Genomic DNA, 19,872 nt, shown 5'->3' with positions numbered 1-19,872 from the left:
AACCCGACAGTTTTTATAACATTTTGGCATAACTAATAACCTTATCAACAAATACACACTTGTTACCAAATGTAATCAAACCCAGCATTTTAGCCGCTCCCAGCATGCAACTTATCGCATTAAAACCAAATAAAACCGAAAAAATGAAAACAAAAGATTAAATTTGATAAATATACACCTATTTACATTAACATTTTATTGACCAATTATCGTACCGCCCACCCACTATATCAACTAAATAAGGGACAAGGGTATCCATGGATGAGGCAAATCCAGATAACAATAATTTGAGAGAATAAAATGCAACATAAAACATTTAACTTATCCAAAGTCTCATTGCTTACTTTGTCCGCACTGTCCTTATTAGCTACTGCAGCGCAAGCAGCACCAGAAAACACTGGTATCCGTTTAGAGGTGAACGAACCCAAAGCTGTCGAGCCACCTACCCGTTTTATCGTGAAATATAAAAATGCCGCGACTTTATCTGCTCAGGGTTTAACGAACACTGCGACAAATTCAGTCAATAAGTTAAAAGCCCATGCCGCAGCTGAATTATCCAGCCGTGCTGGTGAACCTATGAGCTTTGTCCGCTCTTTGGCTGTCGCAGACCGTCATGTAGTAAAAGCTGAACGTCGTCTGTCCAAAGCAGAAACGGCACGCACTATTGAGCTGTTGGCGCAGGATCCTTTAGTGGAGTCGGTTGAAGAAGACCGTATGTTAAAAATTGCCGCCACACCAAACGATACTCAGTACACCAGTCAATGGCATTACTATGAATCTACAGGTGGTTTACGTGCCAACACAGCCTGGGACAATGCCACTGGTGCTGGTGTAGTAGTAGCGGTATTAGATACAGGCTACCGTCCACATGCGGACTTAAACGCCAATATACTGCCTGGTTATGACATGATTTCTGACAGTTTTGTTGGCAACGATGGTAACGGCCGCGACAGCAATGCTCAGGATCCGGGTGATTGGATTTTAGCCAACGAATGTGGTGGCACGCACTCTGCTCAGGATTCTTCATGGCATGGTACACATGTCGCCGGTACAGTAGCAGCTGTGACTAACAATGGTTCAGGTGTTGCGGGCGTGGCTTACGGCGCTAAAGTAGTGCCGGTTCGTGTACTGGGTAAATGTGGTGGTTACACCTCAGATATAGCAGACGGTATTATCTGGGCTTCTGGTGGCACAGTGTCTGGTGTTCCTGCGAACGCCAACCCGGCTAAAGTGATCAATATGAGTTTAGGTGGTTCAGGAGCTTGTGACTCTACCACTCAGGCTGCTATTAACTCTGCCCGCTCTCGTGGCACAGTTATTGTGATAGCCTCAGGTAACGACAATGCAAACGCCAATAACTTCAACCCAGGTAACTGTGCCGGTGTAGTGAACGTAGCGTCGACGAACCGCAGCGGTGGCCGCGCTTATTATTCAAACTACGGTACTTCTATTGATGTCGCAGCACCTGGCGGTGCTATGAACTCGTCAAACGATCCAAACGGTATTCTGTCTACTTATAATACAGGTACTACAACACCGGGCTCAGACAGTTATGGTTACAGCCAAGGTACCTCAATGGCAGCCCCTCATGTGGCTGGTGTTGCGGCCTTAATAGCTCAGAAAAAACCTGGGGCTACGCCGGATGAAATTGAAAGCATCCTGAAAACAACCACCCGCTCTTTCCCAGCCAGCTGCAGCAATTGTGGTACTGGAATTGTTGATGCAGCTGCAGCTGTGGCAGCGGCTTCAGGCACCGGAGGTGGTACAGGCGGTGGAACAGGCGCAACTTCAACTGTAAACAATATTTCTGTGTCACGTAATTCCTGGAAATATTACACCCTGGTCGTGCCGGCTGGTATGAGTGTGTTGACAGTGAATACCTCAGGCGGTACTGGTGATGCCGATCTGTATGTACGCCGTGGTTCACAACCTACCACTTCTGCTTATGATTGCCGCCCATACCTGAACGGCAATACAGAAAGCTGTACTTTTAATAATCCTGTGGCCGCTACTTACCACATTGGTATCCGTGGTTACACCGCAGTGTCTGGTTTGACTCTGACAACCTCCTATCAGCCTTAATCCCTGGGTTTTTAGCGGAAGATCCCGGTCTGTGCCGGGATCTTCTTTTTACAGGAAGCAAACCTTTATTTTTGTAATCCATCCAGAATCGCACACTGGGGTTGATCGTCACCGCAACAACTGTCAGCTAATTGCTGTAAAACTTGCTGCATCTGCTGCAACTCCGTCACTTTCTGTTTAATTTCGTCCAGATGTTGTTCCGCCAGTTGTTTCACTTCTTTGCTGCTGCGGTTTGGATTTTGCCACAGGCCTAGCAAAGAACTTATTTGTGCTATCGAAAAGCCTAAAGTACGAGCCTGTTTAATAAAACCTAACTGTTGCAATTGCAGGCTGTTATACAACCTGTAGCCAGCATCTGTTCTGTTGGCTTTATGCAGCAAGCCTGCTTCTTCGTAATGACGAATCATCTTGGCGGACAGTCCGGTCTGCTTGGCCGCCTGGCCAATAGTCACTAAAGTAGCCATCATTTTACTCCTGTGCTTTCCAGCGCTGTAACAACAGAGCATTACTAATCACGAATAAACTGCTAGAGGCCATAGCTGCACCTGCAATCACCGGATTCAGATAACCTAAAGCGGCTAGCGGTATGCCTATGACATTAAAGATAAAAGCCCAAAACAGATTTTGCTGAATTTTGCGATAACTCAGTCTGGCAATCTGCAAGGCCGCACTGACCAACGAAGGTTTACTGCGCATCAGCGTCATGGCGGAGGCGCTCACCGCAACTTCAGTGCCGCTGGCCATAGCTATGCCTAAATTTGCCTGAGCTAAAGCTGGTGCGTCATTTATGCCATCACCTACCATAGCCACCTGATAGCCTTGTTGTTGCCAGCTGGCAATAGCAGCGGCTTTTTCACCGGGCAGCACTTCAGCTTTCCAGTCGGTTAACCCCAGTTGCTGGGCTATTAAAGCGGCACTCTCTTTGCTGTCGCCCGTTAACATAGCTACAGCTATAGCTTGTTGCTGTAACAACTTCACGGCCTGCACCGCATCAGCTTTTAACTCATCGGTAAAACAAAACAGCGCCAACAACTGATAACTCTCATCTGCTTGCTGCTCCGCCAGCCAGGACACTGAGGCTCCGCCGGTTTTAATCTGTCCGAGCGGCAAGTCTAATCCCAGCTGCTGCATCCAGTGGCTGCTACCGAGCACCAGACTACGACCTTGCACTTTACCTTGTACACCTTTGCCTGCGACTACGCGGAACTCTGTTGCTTCAACTGTTGCAACCTGATGCGATGCGGCATAAGCCAGTAAAGCTTTGGCCAGCGGATGCTCGCTGTTTTGCTGCAACGAGGCAGCCCATTGCAGCGTATCAGCTTCATCAGTAAAACGACTGACTTGCTGCAGCACCGGTTTGCCTTGGGTTAAAGTACCGGTTTTATCAAACACCACCAGGTTCACCGCCTTCGCCTGCTCTAAGGCAATAGCATCTTTAATCAGAATTCCTGAACGCGCAGCAGAACCTGTCCCTGCCATAATAGCAGCAGGTGTGGCCAGACCCAGAGCACAAGGACAGGCAATCACCAATACCGCAACCGCATTGAGAATACCTGTCACCCAATCTTCAGTCAGCAGCCCCCATCCCAACAAGGTCGCCAGAGCTATTAGTAAAACCACCGGCACAAAAACAGCGCTGATTTTATCTACTAATGCCTGGACAGGCGCTTTCGCCCCTTGCGCCTGTTCCACCAATTGAATAATGCGGGACAAGGTAGATTCAGCTCCTACAGCACTGGCTCTGATCTGCAATACACCATCCAGATTGACTGAGCCCCCTGTCACTTTATCTGCCAGTGTTTTACTGACCGGCACAGACTCGCCGCTGATCAGGGCTTCATCTACATGGCTTTGGCCTTGCTCAACCACAGCATCCACCGGAATTCGTTCGCCTGGCTTTACCAGCACCAGGTCCCCTTGTTGCACAGCTTCCGCTTTTACTTCAAGCCAAAGCCCGTTTTGCCACACAGTCGCGACTGCGGGTTTTAAATTTTCAAGCGCCCTTAAGGCGTCAGTAGTGCGTTTTTTTGCTCTGTGTTCCAGATACTTACCCAACAGCACCAGACTTAATACTGCACTGCTGCTTTCAAAATACAAATGAGGCGCGCCATGCCCTGCATGCTGTGCAGCAAAATCCCACCACAGATACAAGGACAAACCATAAGCTGCACTGGTACCAATGGCCACCAGCAAATCCATATTGCCGCTGCCTGCTTTAAGTGCAGCCCAGCCCGCTTTGTAAAAACGCGCGCCAAAATAGAACTGCACCGGAGTAGCCAACAACCATTGCCAGAAGGATGGCAACATCCAATCCAGCCAAAACAGCATGCCAATCATTGGCAGTACCAAAGGCAAAGTCAGCACTATGCTGGCAACAACAGGCCACCATTCCTGCTGATAAAAAGCAGGCTGAGCAACCTCAACTACCGGCTTTTCCTGCGGCAGACTAGCCTGATAGCCCGCCTTCTCCACAGCAGCCATCAATACCTCTGGCGACAGAGCAAGGCCGCTAATCGCTGCGGTTTCAGTGGCCAGATTGACGTTGACTTGCTCTACACCTGCCACTTTAGCTAAAGCTTTTTCAATACGGCCCACACAGGAAGCGCAGCTCATTCCGCTGATATTCAATTGGATCTGTTCAGACATACCATGACTCCAGTCAAAAAAGGGTAATACCCCGATAGCTTCAAAGCTAAAGCTTGCCCTTAGGGTAAGGTCAACTAAAAAGTTCAGCACTAACACTTGACCTTAACACAGGGGAAGCGTTCATCATGTTCGCAAGCTAACTCAACAGTAAAAAGGAAAAATAGTATGAAAGTACAACTAAAAGTCACAGGCATGAGCTGTAACCACTGCATCAGCATAGTGAATAAAGCAGTTGCACAGTTGCAGGCTGATGCCAAAGTGACAGTAGATTTAGCGCAGCAGCAGGTAGATGTTGAAAGCGATTTGGCAGCAGAGGATATTATTGCAGCGCTGGATGAAGCCGGTTACCCGGCTACAGAGCTATAACTTTATAGTTGCTTTGGTTTAGTAAAACTCAGCTACAAAAGGGCAAAGCAGCCAAAGCAGACTCAAACTGGTAGTGAAAGCCAGCAATAGTCTGAGATTTTGCGCTGCTCACTCTGCGACTTGGGGTTGCTGTACTTTTAGTTTCAAACACCGGAGCTGGTAAAGAGGCTAATTCACAGGCGGTCAGATAAAACTCCGCCTTGGAACAAAATTGTGGGCTGGATAAATTAAACAGCTCTGGCCATAACTGTTGCTGGACTATGGCAGAAACTGCAGCACAAATATCACTGCTATGTACCATATTTACAGCCACATCAGCGGCACCAGCCTGTTTACCAGATAAAAACCGCGCCGGATGGCGGCCAGGACCAATTAAACCTGCCAGACGTAAAGTACAGCAAGGCACGGCCACTCTTAATAATTGCTCGCCAACGGCCAGCAATTCGATACGCGGATCGGCCAGTTGTAACTGGCTTTGTTCGTTAACTTCACCTGACAAGCCTTCATAAATGCCTGAACTACTTAAATGGATACAGGCCGCTGCGCCCAATTGCTTCATCAAAGTAGCAAGCTGAGCCAATCCTCTGGTGTAACCCTCGCCATCTGAACGGCTGGCGGGAACTGTACAAATAATCAGCGCATCTTTAAATAACGATTCAAGCTCTGGGGTAGGCCGGATAGATTGGCCTAAATCCAACACAAAATGACCAAACTGTTCAGCGACGGCAGAAGATTTAGTTGTACTACGGCTACTAAGCCATAACTCATGCCCATCTGTTTTGAGCTGTGTCGCCAGTTGAGTTCCCAACCAGCCAGCACCTATCACTAATATTTTCATACCTGAGCCTTCACAATCCTGATGTTGATTTCGATAGTAACAGAATACCATTTGCGATTTTTATCAAATTCCCACTATTTACAACTTATTCATCAATTTTTATTGATCCCCGTCAACACAGCAGACAGACAAAAGGCGTAGCTTAGTGTTCACTCATGCTGACGTATGAGCTTTAGCTACTAACTGGTGCTTTAGCCAAAATAGCAGACCATCCCCACAGTTCCAGATGGAGGAGCAATCCGAATGGATGTTGTAGAACTTTCCAGATTACAGTTTGCCGCTACGGCAATGTATCACTTCTTGTTTGTGCCCTTGACTTTAGGTATGACCTTCCTGTTGGCTATTATGGAGTCAGTTTATGTGATGACGGGTAAAGAAATTTACCGCGATATGACTAAATTCTGGGGCAAATTATTTGCCATTAACTTTGCTTTAGGCGTCACCACAGGCATAGCGATGGAATTCCAGTTTGGCACCAACTGGTCTTATTATTCACATTATGTCGGTGACATCTTTGGTGCACCTTTGGCCATTGAAGGTCTGATGGCATTTTTCCTTGAATCCACTTTAGTGGGTTTGTTCTTTTTTGGTTGGGACAGACTCAGCAAAGTGCAACATCTGGCAGTAACCTGGCTGGTGGCTTTGGCCTCAAATTTATCAGCGCTCTGGATTTTAATTGCCAACGGCTGGATGCAACACCCTGTCGGCGCCGAATTTAATTTCGAAACCATGAGAATGGAAATGCTCAGCTTCAGCGAAGTGGTATTTAACCCTGTCGCTCAGGTGAAGTTTGTCCATACAGTGTCTGCAGGTTATGTCACAGGCGCTATGTTTGTGCTGGCAATTTCTGCCTGGTATATGCTCAAAGGCCGTGACCTGGCTTTTGCCCGCCGCAGTTTTGCCATAGCTTCAGCTTTTGGTTTAGCCAGCGCTTTGTCTGTCATAGTGTTAGGGGACGAGTCTGGTTATGAGCTGGGTGATGTACAAAAAGTAAAGCTGGCTGCTGTGGAAGCCGAATGGAAAACTCACAAAGCACCAGCAGATTTCACTGTATTTGGTATCCCGAACGAAGAGACTCAAAGCACGGACTACGCACTGAAAATCCCAGGAGCAATGGGTCTTATAGCGACCCGATCTTTGGATAAAGAAGTCACAGGTCTGGCTGAGTTAAAAGAAATCCATCGGCAGCGTATTCTCAATGGTCAGATAGCCTATGGTCTGCTGAAAAAACTGCGTGCCGGTGAAAAAACGCCGGAAAATATCGCAGCCTTTGATCTGGTAAAAAATGATCTGGGTTATGGCCTGTTGTTAATGGCCTACACTGACGATCCTGTTAATGCGACTGCAGAACAAGTGGAACAAGCCGTTCAAAACAGCATTCCTAAAGTAGCCCCACTGTTTTGGTCTTTCCGGGTGATGGTGGCAGCTGGTTTTATTATGCTGTTGGTGTTTGCCTTGTCCTTTTATCACAGTGCCAAGCGCACACCGGAAAAACCACGCTGGTTACTCAAAGCTGCGCTGTTTTCGTTACCTCTGCCATGGATTGCCTGTGAAGCGGGTTGGTTTGTTGCCGAATATGGCCGTCAGCCTTGGGCAGTAGGTGAAATATTGCCTACTCATTTAGCCGCTTCTCAGTTGAGTACCACAGAGATTTGGATCAGCTTATTGGCTATTACCGCGCTTTACACAGTGTTTCTGATCATCGAAGTCTGGTTGATGCAGCATTTTGCCCGTAAAGGCCCTGCGTCCATCCATACCGGCAAGTATCACGGCGAACAGGCCCGGGAGGTTTAACATGGATTATGAATTTTTACGCTTTATCTGGTGGTTATTGGTTGGTGTGTTGCTGATTGGTTTTGCCGTGACAGATGGTTTTGATATGGGGGTAGGTGCGCTGCTTAAAGTCATAGGCCGCGACGACACCGAGCGCCGTATTTTGATCAATGCAGTCGCCCCGCACTGGGATGGTAATCAGGTCTGGTTGATTACTGCTGGTGGCGCTTTGTTTGCCGCCTGGCCTCCTGTGTATGCCACAGCTTTCAGCGGTTTTTACCTGGCCATGATGCTGACATTAGCAGCACTATTCTTACGCCCTATCGGCTTTGATTATCGCTCTAAGCTGGATAATGCCAAATGGCGCAGTAACTGGGACTGGGCGTTAACGGCAGGTTCTGCCATACCTCCGATTATTTTTGGTGTGGCATTTGGCAACCTGCTGCAAGGTGTGCCTTTCCACTTTGATGAGCTACTGCGGATTTACTACACAGGTTCATTCTGGGCTTTATTAAACCCATTTGCTTTGTTAGTAGGTGTGCTAAGCCTGCTGATGTTTATTAATCAGGGGGCCTGTTATCTGCAAATGAAAACCGAAGCGCCACTGCGACAGCGCTCTGAAGCAGTGTCTTTAATCAGCGCTACTTTGGCAGCCGTATTATTTGTAGCGGCAGGTATCTGGCTGGCGTCTGCAGGTATGGGCTATAAAGTCACCAGTCTGATCGACAGCAACGCCATCAACAGTGCTGTCACCAAAACTGTGGAAGTCAGCAGTGGCGCCTGGTTTAGCAACTATGAGACTTACCCACTGTTGTGGATTTTCCCGCTGCTGGGTGTGGCGGCTTTCCTGGTATCTGCACTTTGCAGCAAACTGGCGAAAGGCTGGCAGGCTTTTGTCGCCTCTTCACTGGCCATGGCCGGGGTGATTATGACCTGCGGCGTGTCGATGTTTCCTTTTATTATGCCATCCAGCAGCATGCCCAACCACAGCCTGACGATGTGGGATGCAACCTCCAGTGAACTGACGTTAAAAATCATGTTTGTGGTGGCTTGTATTTTTGTACCCATTATTTTGTGCTACACAGCTTGGTGTTACTGGAAAATGTGGGGCCGTTTAAACCGCAACAGCATCAGCGCCAACACTCATTCATTGTATTAAGGAGCAGTTTTATGTGGTATTTCACCTGGATATTAGGCGTATTACTGGCCTGCTCTTTTGGCATTATCAATGCGATGTGGCTGGAGTTTAATGGTTACCCTGGCGAAGAGAACGAGCCATCAGAGTAAATAAGGATTTGATGCCTGTGCAGTCATTAAGGCAATTAGTCCTGTCAGAAAAAAACCGCTTGCACCTCGCAATAGCCCTGGGTGCAGCGGCCTCTTTACTGATGATCTGGCAGTGTTGGTTGCTGGCGACTTTATGTGATCTGGCTTTACACCAGCAGCAGATCCCGACGGATTTGTTGCTGCATATTTTAGTGCTGTGGCTGCTGCGCCCTATGCTGTTGGCAGCCAAAGATCTGCTTGGGCTCTCCGCCAGTCAGAACCTGCGCACATCCATTCGCCAGCAGTTGCTTGGCATCATTAGCCGGGCCGGGCCTCTGCGCCAGCGCATCGCCTCTGACGGCGATTTATCCACCCGTTTACTGGAGCAAGTTGACGCGCTTGACCCTTATATCAGCCGTTATTATCCGCAGCTTTATCTGGTGGTGCTTTGCCCTTTGTTTATCTCTGTTGCCGTTGCCAGTCAAAGTGTGCTGGCCGCCTTGCTGTTGTTAGCCACAGCCCCACTTATTCCACTTTTTATGATTTTACTCGGCAAAAAAGCTGCAAAAGCCAGCCAGCAGCAAGTGCAGGCTTTAGGTTTATTGGGTGGACGTTTTCTGGAGTTTTTACGTGGCGCCCAGCTTATTCGTCAATTACAAGCAGAACCGCTGGTATTAAACCGGCTTAACAACGCCTGTGAAGACTACAGAACCCGCACTATGTCAGTGTTAAGCAAAGCCTTTTTATCCGGTGCTGTACTGGAGTTGTTTGCTTCTTTGGCCATTGCACTGGTGGCCTTGTATTTGGGTTTAGGTTTACTTGGCGAGTTGCCATGGGCTAAAGCGCAAATTCCTGTGTCTTATCAACCGGCGCTGTTTATCTTACTGATGGCGCCTGAGTTTTATGCACCACTGCGGCAATTAGGCACAGATTATCATGCCAAAGCTCAGGCTGAAGCCGCTTTTGCCAGCCTGGCCCCGATTTGGGCTTTGCCTGTTTGTGCAGGCGGCGACACTCCAGCCCCAACAGAGCCGGTCTGTATTGAGTTCCGGCAAGTTAGCCTGCGGGGTTCAGAGCACAGAGCTGCATTAGTGACAGCTATTCAGGCGCAGATTTTACCAGCGCAACGTATTGCTGTAACAGGCCCAAGCGGCGCAGGCAAAACCAGTCTGCTTGAGTCTTTGTTAGGCTTTCAGCAACCGGATCAGGGCCAGATCAAGATAGGAGATCATGACTTAACCGACTTGAATTTAGCCCAGTGGCGGCAACAGCTGGTGTATTTATCTCAGCAAAGCCAGTGGCTGAAGGGGAGTTTGCGCAGCAATTTGCTACTTGCTAAAGCCTCTGCGACAGAAGCTGAACTCAAACTGGTATTACAGCAGGCTTTTTGTGCTGACTTTGTTTTTGCCTTACCTCAAGGTCTGGACACCCAACTTGCAGAAAGCGGTATTGGTTTATCAGGTGGGCAATTGCAACGCCTGGCACTGGCCAGAGCTTTATTAAAACAAAGCTGGTGTTGGTTATTGGATGAACCTGCGTCTATGTTGCCGCCAGCACAACAGCAGCTTTATTTTCAGCAATTAGAGCAGTTAAGCCGCGGCAAAACTCTGTTGCTCGCCACTCATCAATTGCAGCGGCTAGACTGGCTCGATCAGGTATGGCTTATAGTTCAGGGGCAGATTGTTGCCAAAGGCACTGTGGCAGAAATTCAGGCGCATCCGTTGTATCAGGTCAGTTATCAGCAGGAAAGCCAATGAAAGATCAACTGAAACTGTCGGCCTTAATGCGTCCACACTGGCGCTGGTGGTTACTTAGTCTGGCGTTAGGAGCTTTAACCCTGGCCAGTATTATGGGGTTATTAACTGTCTCCGGCTGGTTTATTACCGCCTCTGCGTTGGCAGGTTTACAGCTCGCCAGCGCTGCCAGTTTTAACTATTTTGGCCCAGCTGCCCTTATCCGTTTTTTTGCCATCAGCCGCACCGCCAGCCGTTACTTTGAGCGTTTAAGTTCGCATAACGCCATTTTGTTATTACTACAACAATTGCGGCTGTGGTTTATGCGACGTTTTTTAGCCAGCAGCCTCAAGCCTGATACCAAATCAGCCGATCTGTTACAGCGCCTGATCACCGACATAGATCGACTGGATCAATGGCCTTTGCGTGTGGTCGCTCCGGTGTTCTGGGCCTGCCTGATCAGCGCAGGCTGGCTCTGCGCTCTGTGGTTTTGGCAAGCAGAACTAGCTCAGGTTGCGTTAGTGTATTTGCTTGGTTTGCTGTTGATTCCCCTGCTTGGTTTTGTTTTGGGTTACCGCCGGGCCTGCCAGTTGGTAATACTAGCGTCACAACGTCGACAGGAATTGCTGGAGCCTTTATCAGCCCTTACTATGTTGCAACTGCATCAGGGCTGGGCAGCAGCAGAACAGCAATGGCAACAGACAGAACTTCATTACCAAAAGCTGCTCTGGCGCCAGCAAATACTGGACTTGTGCTGTCAGTTTTTACTAGTCAGCACTCTGGCGCTGATGAGTTTTCATTTGCTGATCACAGCTTTGCCTTTAGCAGCAGAACAGCACATTAGTATTGCCTCATTAGTGGCTATGTTGCTGTCGACTTTGGCCTTACCGGAAATTTGGTTACCTCTGGCTACTTTGTATCGACACCTGGCTGACAGCTTGATGGCAAAACAGCGATTGAATCAAATCCGGCCAGAGCCGGAGGCTGGTACTTTAACCTGTGTAAGTGGGCCTTTAACCCTTGACTTACAGCAACTGTCTGTTGCTTACCCAGGTGCTTTACAACAAACAACGCCAGTGAGTTACAGCTTAAAAGCCGGTGACCTACTGTGGCTGCAAGGACCATCCGGCGTAGGAAAATCTACTTTTCTCGCCACTGTAGCCGGCTGGCTGCCAGCTGTATCAGGTCGTGTTTTGCTCAATGGCACAGAGCTACAGCTTTATACCGACTCAACTCAGCGGGAACAGATCAGTATGCTGTCACAACAAGTCGGCTTATTTAATATGACTCTGGCCGCCAATTTACGGTTGGCAAAACCAAAAGCCAGTGACAAGGAATTGCTGCAAAGCTTAGCTGAGGCTCAATTAAGTGATTGGCTGGCCACTTTACCACTGGGACTTGAAACTGAACTTGGAGAATATGGTGTAGCAGTTTCAGGCGGACAAGCCAGACGTATTGCCTTAGCGCGCCTTTTACTGCAACAAAGTAGTGTGCTTTTACTTGATGAGCCCTTAGTCGGCTTAGACGCAAACACAGCAAACCAGCTTATTCAGACCCTTCGCCGTCGCTGTCAGCAGCAAATCCTGATTATCGCCAGTCATCAGCCTTTGGTTATCGACCAGGGTTGCCATCGAGTGCAGCTAAACTTGTTGTAAATCAAACAAAAATATCAACCAACTCTTTACCTTTGGCTATGTTTAAAGCCAGAGACTAGGTTTTATTACATCAAGTCATAACGAAAATTTGATAAATACGAAAAAATTAGTAATTAAATTCGGTGAGATGTATAATTCGAGCGACAAAATTGGATGACATTGTAAAAGGTACAACTTCAGGCCATTCAAATCTGACAGGGATATCCGACCAGCTGCAGGACCGTGCACAGTATAGAAAGCAAAAACTTAGTCAAGGCTGACTATTGATTTTTATAAGGCTAAACCCCTTTGGCCAGCAAAAAGTACAACACTAAAAAATCGATGAGGATACCCTATGTTAAAACGTAAAATACTGGCAGCCACCATTGCCGCAACCCTGTGTGGTACCAGCCATGCTGAAATCGACATCAATGGTTTTGCTTCGATCAAAGGCGGCATGGCGCTAAGTAACGACGACACTCTTTATGGCTACGACGATGATTTCAGCTTTAAAAACGAGAGTTTAGCCGCACTGCAGGTAAAGTCTGACTTAGGCGATAAACTGTCGGTGACAGCTCAGCTGTTAGGTCGTGGAGCTGATGACTGGGATGTTAAATTTGAGTGGGCATTTTTAAGTTATGATTTAACCGATACCTTGCGCGTCAATGCAGGCCGTTTAAGAACTCCATTTTATAAATACTCAGATTTTCGTGATGTAGGTTATGCCTATGACTGGTCACGCGTGCCACAAAGTGTCTACGGCTTAGGTTTCGATAATATCGAAGGTGCATCTTTGTACCACACCACCACTTTAGGTAACTTCGACTCATCGTTGCAGTTTATTGTCGGTAGTTACGACGGTGATGCTGCTATAGGCAGTTCAGCGGCAGATGCACAAATTGAAAATATTACCGGGATAGCCTGGGAATTAGGTCAGGATGGGTATTCATTCCGTCTGGCTTATCTGACAGGTAAAACCACGTTTTATGTCGATCAGTTGGATAGTCCTGCAGGCTTGTATGCGCAATTAACTGGCTTTGGTTTGGGTGCTTTGGCTAAAGATCTAGATATAGTGGATGAATCAAGTTCTTTTGCCGGCATTGGTTTTAACATCGACAAAAATGATTGGCTGGTGGTGTCTGAAATTACCAAAGCCACAGTAAACGACTCTTTTATCTCTGATCAGGAATCCTATTACATTTCTATTGGTCACCGCTTTGACACTATTACACCTTATGTGTCTTTTGAAAAAGAAGACAACAAAGCTAAAACTGAAATTTATGCTGGTGTACCAACGGCTTCACCTATCTTTGCTCCTGTTGCAGGCTTAGTAAACAGTCTGGAGACTGAACGCAACAGCATCAACGTCGGTGTGCGGTATGACTTCCACCCTTCTGCTGCTTTTAAAGCTCAATATACCAATGCAGACAATAAAACTGCTGATCGTAAAGACAGCGTACTGGTTGTTGGCGTAGATCTGGTGTTTTAAGGAATCAAATCATGTTAAAAAAGTTAATCTTCATTCCTGCCCTGACTCTGAGCTTTATGGCTTTTGCCAATGTTGCAGTAATAGTTCACCCATCCAATGCAGCAACCTTGTCGCAGGATGATATCAATAAAATTTTTACCGGCCGCGCCAAGAGTTTTACCGATGGCAAAGCAGCTGAGCCATTAAATCTGGCTGAGGCGGTAACAGTGCGTGCTGATTTTGACCAAAAAGCTTTGGGCCGTTCTTCCAGCCAGATGAAAGCCTATTGGTCTAAACTGATATTCACTGGCAAAGGAACACCGCCAAAAGAACTGGCATCAGAACAGGAAGTGCTGGACGCAGTGGCGAAAAACCCTGCAGCCATTGGTTATGTCAGTACAGGTGCTGTGACTGGTGCAGTCAAAGTGGCCTTAACACTGAACTAAAGCTTGTCCAGGCAGGTGATCTGATCACCTGCCTTTGTTGTAAGCCATACTCTGGATCCTACTTATGCTGAAATACCTGAGTTTATTGAAAAAAATCTGGCTTATTATTGCTATCGCAATTCTGGCTTTTTTAATAGTACTGACATCGTCCATTTATTTTGCTGCCCGCAATGCTGACAGCATCGTGCTGATTAAAGACAAAATGTATGACAGCTCTAAGCTTGCCTCGCAAATGGTGGTGGAATTTAATGCGGTCGAAGAATTCTTTACTCAATCCGTTTCTTTATCCGATCCAGACATACTCAGTACAGCCAAAGCGACTGAAGAACGAGTAGTCTCCAATCTGTCACAACTGAAAAAACTGGATACGACTAACCTGAAACAGCTAGAGACACTGGAACAGAATTTTAGTGCTTACGCCAAGGCGGCAGCAGAAATTGCTCAGTCCATGATTGACGGCACTTTAGATATAGGCGCAGCACAAAGCATTATTCAAAATAAAACAGCTTTGTATGAAACCGCAAAAAGCGGTTTTGTGGCCTACGAAAAGCAGACTGACCATAACTTTCAACAAATACTGGTCGATATGTCGGCTTCGTCTGAACGTTCTGTGCTGATTATTGTGTTATGCGGTACTGTCTTGTTAATTATTATGGCGGTTGTTGGTCATATGATAGGCCGGAACATCAGCAAAACAGCCAATAGTCTGGCCAGTTCACTGCAGGTATTGGCATCAGGTAAAGGCTCTTTGTCCAGCCGTCTGTCCATCGACTCTGAAGATGAATTTGGTGCTGTAGCCCGCAACTTCAATGAGTTTATCGCTCTACTGCAAAGCTCTTTTGTAGCTATTGCCCATCTGGTAGACCCTGTCAGCCGCACAGCCGATGAACTGGCTAAAGGCATGAGAGAGCTTGATGGCATGACCAGTCAGCAAAAAAATGATGCAGACACTGTGTCGCATTCGATGGAAGAAATGCAAAGTAGCGTCAAAGATATCAGCCAGTCAGCAAATGCAGCATCCGGCAGCGCTAATGATGCCAGCCGTTTAGCTAAACAGGGTTATGAAAAAACTACATCTTCAGTACAGGCCTCTAAAGATTTAGCCAGTGAAATTGCCCATACCAGCACAGTGATCACCGATCTGGCCAAACAAACTCAGGAAGTTGGTGGCATTTTAAAAAGCATTAATGATATTGCCGATCAGACCAATTTACTGGCATTAAATGCAGCTATTGAAGCAGCCAGAGCAGGTGAACAAGGCCGGGGTTTTGCTGTGGTTGCGGATGAAGTGCGTTTATTGTCGTCCCGTACCGCCTCTTCAGTCACTACTATTCGTGAATTGTTAGGCAAGCTGACGCAAAACGTCGACAGCGCAGTACGATTAATGGATCTGGCGGTAACTAAAGCCAATAACAGTGCAGTACTGACGGCTGAAGCAGGTAGCTCTATCGAGCTGATCAATCAGGAAATCGATAAAATTAATATGGTCAATGCGCAAATCGCTACAGCGACCGAGCAACAAACCATGGTGGCCAGTTTAGTGCTAGATAATACTCACCAGATGGCAGATTCATTCAGCCGTACTATTCAGGTTCAAAGTTCAGTGGCAGATATTTCTGATCAATTGCGCGCACTGGCTCAGGAACTGAACACAGTCTCTTCAAAATTCCGCGAGTAAGCAACACTGCTCCAACCAAGCATTTCTACTCCCCCCGGCGACGGGGGCCGGAGTCTATAGAATCTTCTGTTTGCTGTCGTAGTTAATTGATGCATAAAGATTGTTATAACTGCTATCTTATAGCCAGAACAGGTTCAGTCAGACAGGAGTGGGTATGCGTGTTTTTTCTTTTGTGGCCATGTTGGCATTCAGTCCTGCATTGCTGGCGGCAGATTTTCAGGTCGATGCTTATGTTTTAGGCGCCGCAAAAGCCAGCCTTAGTGCTGAGCTACAAAACGAAAAGACTGTAACTTTGTTTGAAGCTGCCGCAAAAGTAGAAACGCAGTGGACAGAGGACAAGTTAAGCGCCTTGCAACTGAACTATTATCAGGGCCCGGATTACACCCTATTGCAACAAAAAACCAGCCTACTTCTTACCCAGCTCAGCTCCAAATTTGGTGCTGTAGCCTGGGTGTCTTCGGAAACAGATGCGACGACAGTTCAAAGCACAGAGCAACATCTTGGCATAGTGGAGCAGGTGATGAAAACTGCGGATAAAATCAGCGCTGACTATAAAACCAGCCATTTAGCCAACACCAGACTGGTACTGGATTTTCAGCCAGAACCACAGCCGGACAACAGCCGTTTACATTTGCAAATCAGTTATTCATCCATTAGTTCTGAATACAGTCTGATGTTATTTGTCGATGAAAAAACAGCAGTGGAACGCACAGCCACTGCTGTAGTTAATCTGGAGGCCTTCTAGCTCAATCAGGGTTTCTGAGCTGAAATTGCTGACAGATAGCATCAGCTGCGGCCGGAGCCTGCTTCAGTGCTACTGCATCAAATAAACTGCAACCAGGTAAGTCGACAGCCTGTTTTGTATGAGCCGAGAATAGAGATACAGCGCCGTTTGTCAGTAGTTGCAGAGCCCACTGGCTGGATTTGGCGGAGCAACTGCCTAAAATCAGATCAGCACCAGCAGCTAAAGCATCCTGTTTGACCTGAACACAAAGCTCTGGGTTCTGACCGTTCTGCAGTTGCAGAAAACCTGCCTGCCCTACTTTCCAGTTCCATTGTTGGCATTGCTGTTGGCTCCAGCTTTGTTGTGTGATCAAAGTTCCATCCTGGCTTGCGCAACCAGCTGTGCTAAGCACTTTTCCACTTTGTCTGCTGCTTAGCACCGTCTTTCCTGTTGGCACCAATAACCAGTCCTGACATAAGCTGTTGCCGTCGGCTTTGCAGTTTGCTGGGGTCAAAGCTGTTTGATCTGCAGCGTTGAACAGCTGGGAATAGCCATCACTGCCAGCTTTTAACTGCCATTGCTGTTCCGGCTGATTTACCCAGGCAGACAGCTGATGATGTGCAGCTAAAAATGCCCCTGAAATTGTCGCCAGCCGGTAACGGCCTTTGGTTGTTGGGTCTAAAATCCACAGGCCTGTACCCTCGCAGGCCTGTTCTGTCAGCCCTTGTGCTGAAGGCGTCAGGCAAAGTCCTGTAGAACGGTTGAGCAACTGCCAGCTCACGCCTTCAGGCACCAGCGTCAGAGGACCATTTTCACCAGAAGGCGCAGCCACAGTTCGCCCCTCAGGCACCGGAGTACCAAAGTCCGGAGTACCATCAGCTTTATAGCTAAAAGGTTGAGCCCTGACCGAACGGGTCGCGCTGCAGCCGTCGGTTTCTTTATTATTGCCGTGATACACCAGCCAGTTTTCTGTGCCATCCGGTGAGGTAAAAAAGCCGTTATGGCCAGGGCCGAACACGCCATTGCCGCGCTCAAACACGGGCTGCTGTGCTTTAGTCCAGGACTTAGCGTCCATTGGATCCTCGCCTGTCAATTCCAGTAATCCCAGCTTGTAATCCGGCGTATCACAAAAACTGGCAGAATAAATGACAAAAGTACGGCCCTGGTGTTTCAACACTTCCGGGCCTTCATTGACCTTTCGGCCTGATTGCTCCCAAGGCAATGAAGGGCGGGACAACACCATACGTTCGCCCGTTAAAGTCCAGGGATTGGACATTTCACTGATCCAGTTGAGCTGTTCATCCCCCACCCACTCGGACCAGAGCAAATACAATTTGCCATTATGTTCCAGATAGTTACCGTCTATGTTCCAGCTATCAGGCATAGGTGAGCCTTTATACTGATAAGGCCCCATAGGATCGTCGCCCGCACTTTCCAACACCGACAAATGCTGACCGTCCAGATTTTCCTGCTTGCCCGAGGTGTACATCATGTACCAGCGTGGTCCATCAGGCCCCTGCAAACGATGAAATTCAAAAGCCCAGAAGTTACAGCAACTTTTGGCATTGGTTTCAGACCAGACATTCACCGGAGTAGCAGTGGCTAAACCCGCCAGAGTGGGTGATTTACGCATCACCAACTGAGAGGTCCAGGTGGTGGTGGTCAGGTAATAATTGCCTTGCCAGTACTCCAGCCAGGGATCAGCACCATTGGCAAATAATGGATTGGTAAAACTTTGATCTTCGACTTCGGTAACCACGGATGCGGCAGGCTGAACAGCAGGTGAAACCTTAACCTCGCCTTTGTGCAGCTCAGGCGAACAGGCGGCTAACAGGCTAAGTAAGCCGATAGCCAATGGGATCCGGTACCCTTTTAAGCCGGGTAAAGGCTTGATGTAAGAAGTCATAGCTAACCCTGTCTGTTTTTATTTATCGTTAAATTTATATTTGTATTACAATAAGACTTTTTGAGTCTAAAACGAAATTTTTTTTAAAACAACAGCAGCGTCGTTCTATCGGCAGAAGTTAGCGAACCAGCTCACTCTGATAACCCAACCAGTCTTTATCATTCACCAAAGGCCAGCCGTTGTTATCCCAGTCCAATGCAGTGATCTTCAACTTTTGCAGGCCTTTGTCAGCCATTTCATAGGCATGAAAGACCAAGTAATCTTTGCCATCCATTGCATAAACAGAGTTATGGCCTAAACCTGGCCAATCTTTATTGCCTTTTAATAAAACTGAACCGCCGCCCATAGCTAAATCTTTGCCCTCTTTATCCAGATAAGGCCCGGTTAAGGTTTGAGAACGCCCGACCACCATATGGTAAGTACTGTCTTTACCACGGCAACATTTTCCATAAGAAACAAAGAGATAATAAAACTGGCCTTTTTTGTAGATAAAAGGCGCCTCCAGCTCAGCAGGTCCTGGCTCGGCATCATCCAAAAATGCTGGTCGCTCTGCTTTGGCCAGCGTATGCCACTGTTCTGGCTGCGCTATACGAGTCAGGCTTTGACCCAGTTTCACCAATTTCAGCCCACCCCAAAAGGAGCCAAAACTCATCCAGGCCTGGCCTTGTTCATCCAGAATGATGGCAGGGTCTATCGCATTCCATAAGTCACGTTGTGGCACAGACTGCAGCACTATGCCCTGATCCACCCATCGATAATTTGGATCCTTCGGATCCAAAGTAGTGTTCACTGTGACCCCTATAGCCGAGGTGTTTTTACCAAAAGCGGAGATGGAGTAATACAGATAAAACTTGCCCTGATGCTGAAAAATATCCGGCGCCCAGATATGACCATCAAAGCCCGGGGATACCGACTTTGCCCAGGCCGGCTCACCTTCAAAAACACGACCGCCTAAACGCCAGTTTGTTAAATCGCTGGATTGATAAAAGGTGATGCCTGGACCTGTGCTGTATAAAAAATACTGGCCTTTTTCTTTCGCCAGTACCGGATCATGAATGCTGACTTGCTCAGCTTGTAATGGGTTTGTCAAAAGCATAGTGCCACTAAAAAGTGCCAACCTAAGTGCAACAGCTCTGAAACTCAGCTTGCTCATGTCGTCTATCCTGTTTTAGTTGAATTTGTATTACAAATAGCATAAGTTCAACTCAGCAAGCAATGAAATGCAGAAACACCACTGCGATTCGTTGTGCTGCCCACAGAGAATAAAACCATTAAATAACCATATAAAACAAATAGATAATTACTATTTCAC

16 protein-coding genes are annotated in these 19,872 nt (G+C 47.4%); 11 read left to right on the top strand and 5 right to left on the bottom strand.

Features of this window, described 5'->3' with window-relative positions; genetic code table 11:
• The first annotated feature begins 300 nt into the window (after positions 1-300).
• Positions 301-2,082, top strand: a complete 1,782-nt coding sequence (locus EK374_RS05275) for a S8 family peptidase (RefSeq protein ID WP_127020811.1) — start codon at positions 301-303, stop codon at positions 2,080-2,082.
• Between the two features lie 65 nt (positions 2,083-2,147).
• Here EK374_RS05275 and cueR read toward each other — a convergent pair whose 3' ends face one another.
• Positions 2,148-2,549, bottom strand: coding sequence for a Cu(I)-responsive transcriptional regulator (gene cueR / locus EK374_RS05270; RefSeq protein WP_233280338.1), 402 nt, complete (start codon positions 2,547-2,549; stop codon positions 2,148-2,150).
• A gap of 1 nt (position 2,550) precedes the next feature.
• Positions 2,551-4,728, bottom strand: a complete 2,178-nt coding sequence (locus EK374_RS05265; protein ID WP_127020809.1) for a heavy metal translocating P-type ATPase — start codon at positions 4,726-4,728, stop codon at positions 2,551-2,553.
• A gap of 165 nt (positions 4,729-4,893) precedes the next feature.
• Here EK374_RS05265 and EK374_RS05260 point away from each other — a divergent pair, with 165 nt between their 5' ends.
• Positions 4,894-5,094, top strand: coding sequence for a heavy-metal-associated domain-containing protein (locus EK374_RS05260; protein WP_127020807.1), 201 nt, complete (start codon positions 4,894-4,896; stop codon positions 5,092-5,094).
• Between the two features lie 28 nt (positions 5,095-5,122).
• Here EK374_RS05260 and EK374_RS05255 read toward each other — a convergent pair whose 3' ends face one another.
• A complete protein-coding gene (locus EK374_RS05255; protein ID WP_127020805.1) occupies positions 5,123-5,932 on the bottom strand; it encodes an NAD-dependent epimerase/dehydratase family protein in 810 nt (269 codons plus the stop codon).
• Between the two features lie 243 nt (positions 5,933-6,175).
• Here EK374_RS05255 and EK374_RS05250 point away from each other — a divergent pair, with 243 nt between their 5' ends.
• The 9 genes from EK374_RS05250 (at position 6,176) to EK374_RS05210 (ending at position 16,675) form a co-directional block, all read left to right on the top strand.
• Positions 6,176-7,726 (top strand): cytochrome ubiquinol oxidase subunit I, encoded by a 1,551-nt coding sequence (locus tag EK374_RS05250; protein WP_206099289.1) that lies wholly within the window; start codon positions 6,176-6,178, stop codon positions 7,724-7,726.
• 1 nt (position 7,727) lies between these two features.
• Positions 7,728-8,864 (top strand): cytochrome d ubiquinol oxidase subunit II, encoded by a 1,137-nt coding sequence (cydB, locus tag EK374_RS05245; RefSeq protein ID WP_127020801.1) that lies wholly within the window; start codon positions 7,728-7,730, stop codon positions 8,862-8,864.
• An 11-nt stretch (positions 8,865-8,875) separates the two neighbouring features.
• Positions 8,876-8,992 carry a cytochrome bd-I oxidase subunit CydX gene (gene cydX, locus EK374_RS05240; RefSeq protein WP_053425345.1) on the top strand — a complete coding sequence of 39 codons (117 nt, stop codon included), beginning with the start codon at positions 8,876-8,878 and terminating at the stop codon, positions 8,990-8,992.
• 17 nt (positions 8,993-9,009) lie between these two features.
• Positions 9,010-10,728 (top strand): thiol reductant ABC exporter subunit CydD, encoded by a 1,719-nt coding sequence (gene cydD / locus EK374_RS05235; RefSeq protein WP_164731825.1) that lies wholly within the window; start codon positions 9,010-9,012, stop codon positions 10,726-10,728.
• Positions 10,725-12,359 (top strand): amino acid ABC transporter ATP-binding/permease protein, encoded by a 1,635-nt coding sequence (locus EK374_RS05230; protein WP_164731824.1) that lies wholly within the window; start codon positions 10,725-10,727, stop codon positions 12,357-12,359. The genes cydD and EK374_RS05230 overlap by 4 nt, the downstream gene beginning before the upstream one ends.
• A gap of 334 nt (positions 12,360-12,693) precedes the next feature.
• A complete protein-coding gene (locus EK374_RS05225; RefSeq protein ID WP_127020795.1) occupies positions 12,694-13,827 on the top strand; it encodes a porin in 1,134 nt (377 codons plus the stop codon).
• Between the two features lie 11 nt (positions 13,828-13,838).
• Entirely contained in the window at positions 13,839-14,252 is a 414-nt protein-coding gene (locus tag EK374_RS05220) for a type 2 periplasmic-binding domain-containing protein (protein ID WP_127020793.1), read from the top strand.
• Between the two features lie 64 nt (positions 14,253-14,316).
• Complete coding sequence (locus tag EK374_RS05215) at positions 14,317-15,930, top strand: methyl-accepting chemotaxis protein (RefSeq protein WP_127020791.1); 1,614 nt, start codon at positions 14,317-14,319, stop codon at positions 15,928-15,930.
• A gap of 154 nt (positions 15,931-16,084) precedes the next feature.
• A complete protein-coding gene (locus EK374_RS05210; protein ID WP_127020789.1) occupies positions 16,085-16,675 on the top strand; it encodes a hypothetical protein in 591 nt (196 codons plus the stop codon).
• Position 16,676: 1 nt separating this feature from the next.
• On the opposite strand, the gene EK374_RS05205 is transcribed toward EK374_RS05210, so the two are convergent.
• Both EK374_RS05205 and EK374_RS05200 read right to left on the bottom strand, forming a co-directional pair.
• Entirely contained in the window at positions 16,677-18,560 is a 1,884-nt protein-coding gene (locus tag EK374_RS05205; protein WP_127020787.1) for a family 43 glycosylhydrolase, read from the bottom strand.
• Between the two features lie 118 nt (positions 18,561-18,678).
• The gene (locus EK374_RS05200) at positions 18,679-19,713 is read right to left on the bottom strand and encodes an arabinan endo-1,5-alpha-L-arabinosidase (protein ID WP_127020785.1); all 1,035 of its coding nucleotides are present in this window, start codon (positions 19,711-19,713) and stop codon (positions 18,679-18,681) included.
• Positions 19,714-19,872: the final 159 nt, after the last annotated feature.

The organism is Rheinheimera mangrovi (assembly GCF_003990335.1).
Classification (GTDB): domain Bacteria; phylum Pseudomonadota; class Gammaproteobacteria; order Enterobacterales; family Alteromonadaceae; genus Pararheinheimera; species Pararheinheimera mangrovi.
Note: the sequence above shows the minus strand (reverse complement) of the source record. Positions and strands in the feature narration are given on the sequence as shown.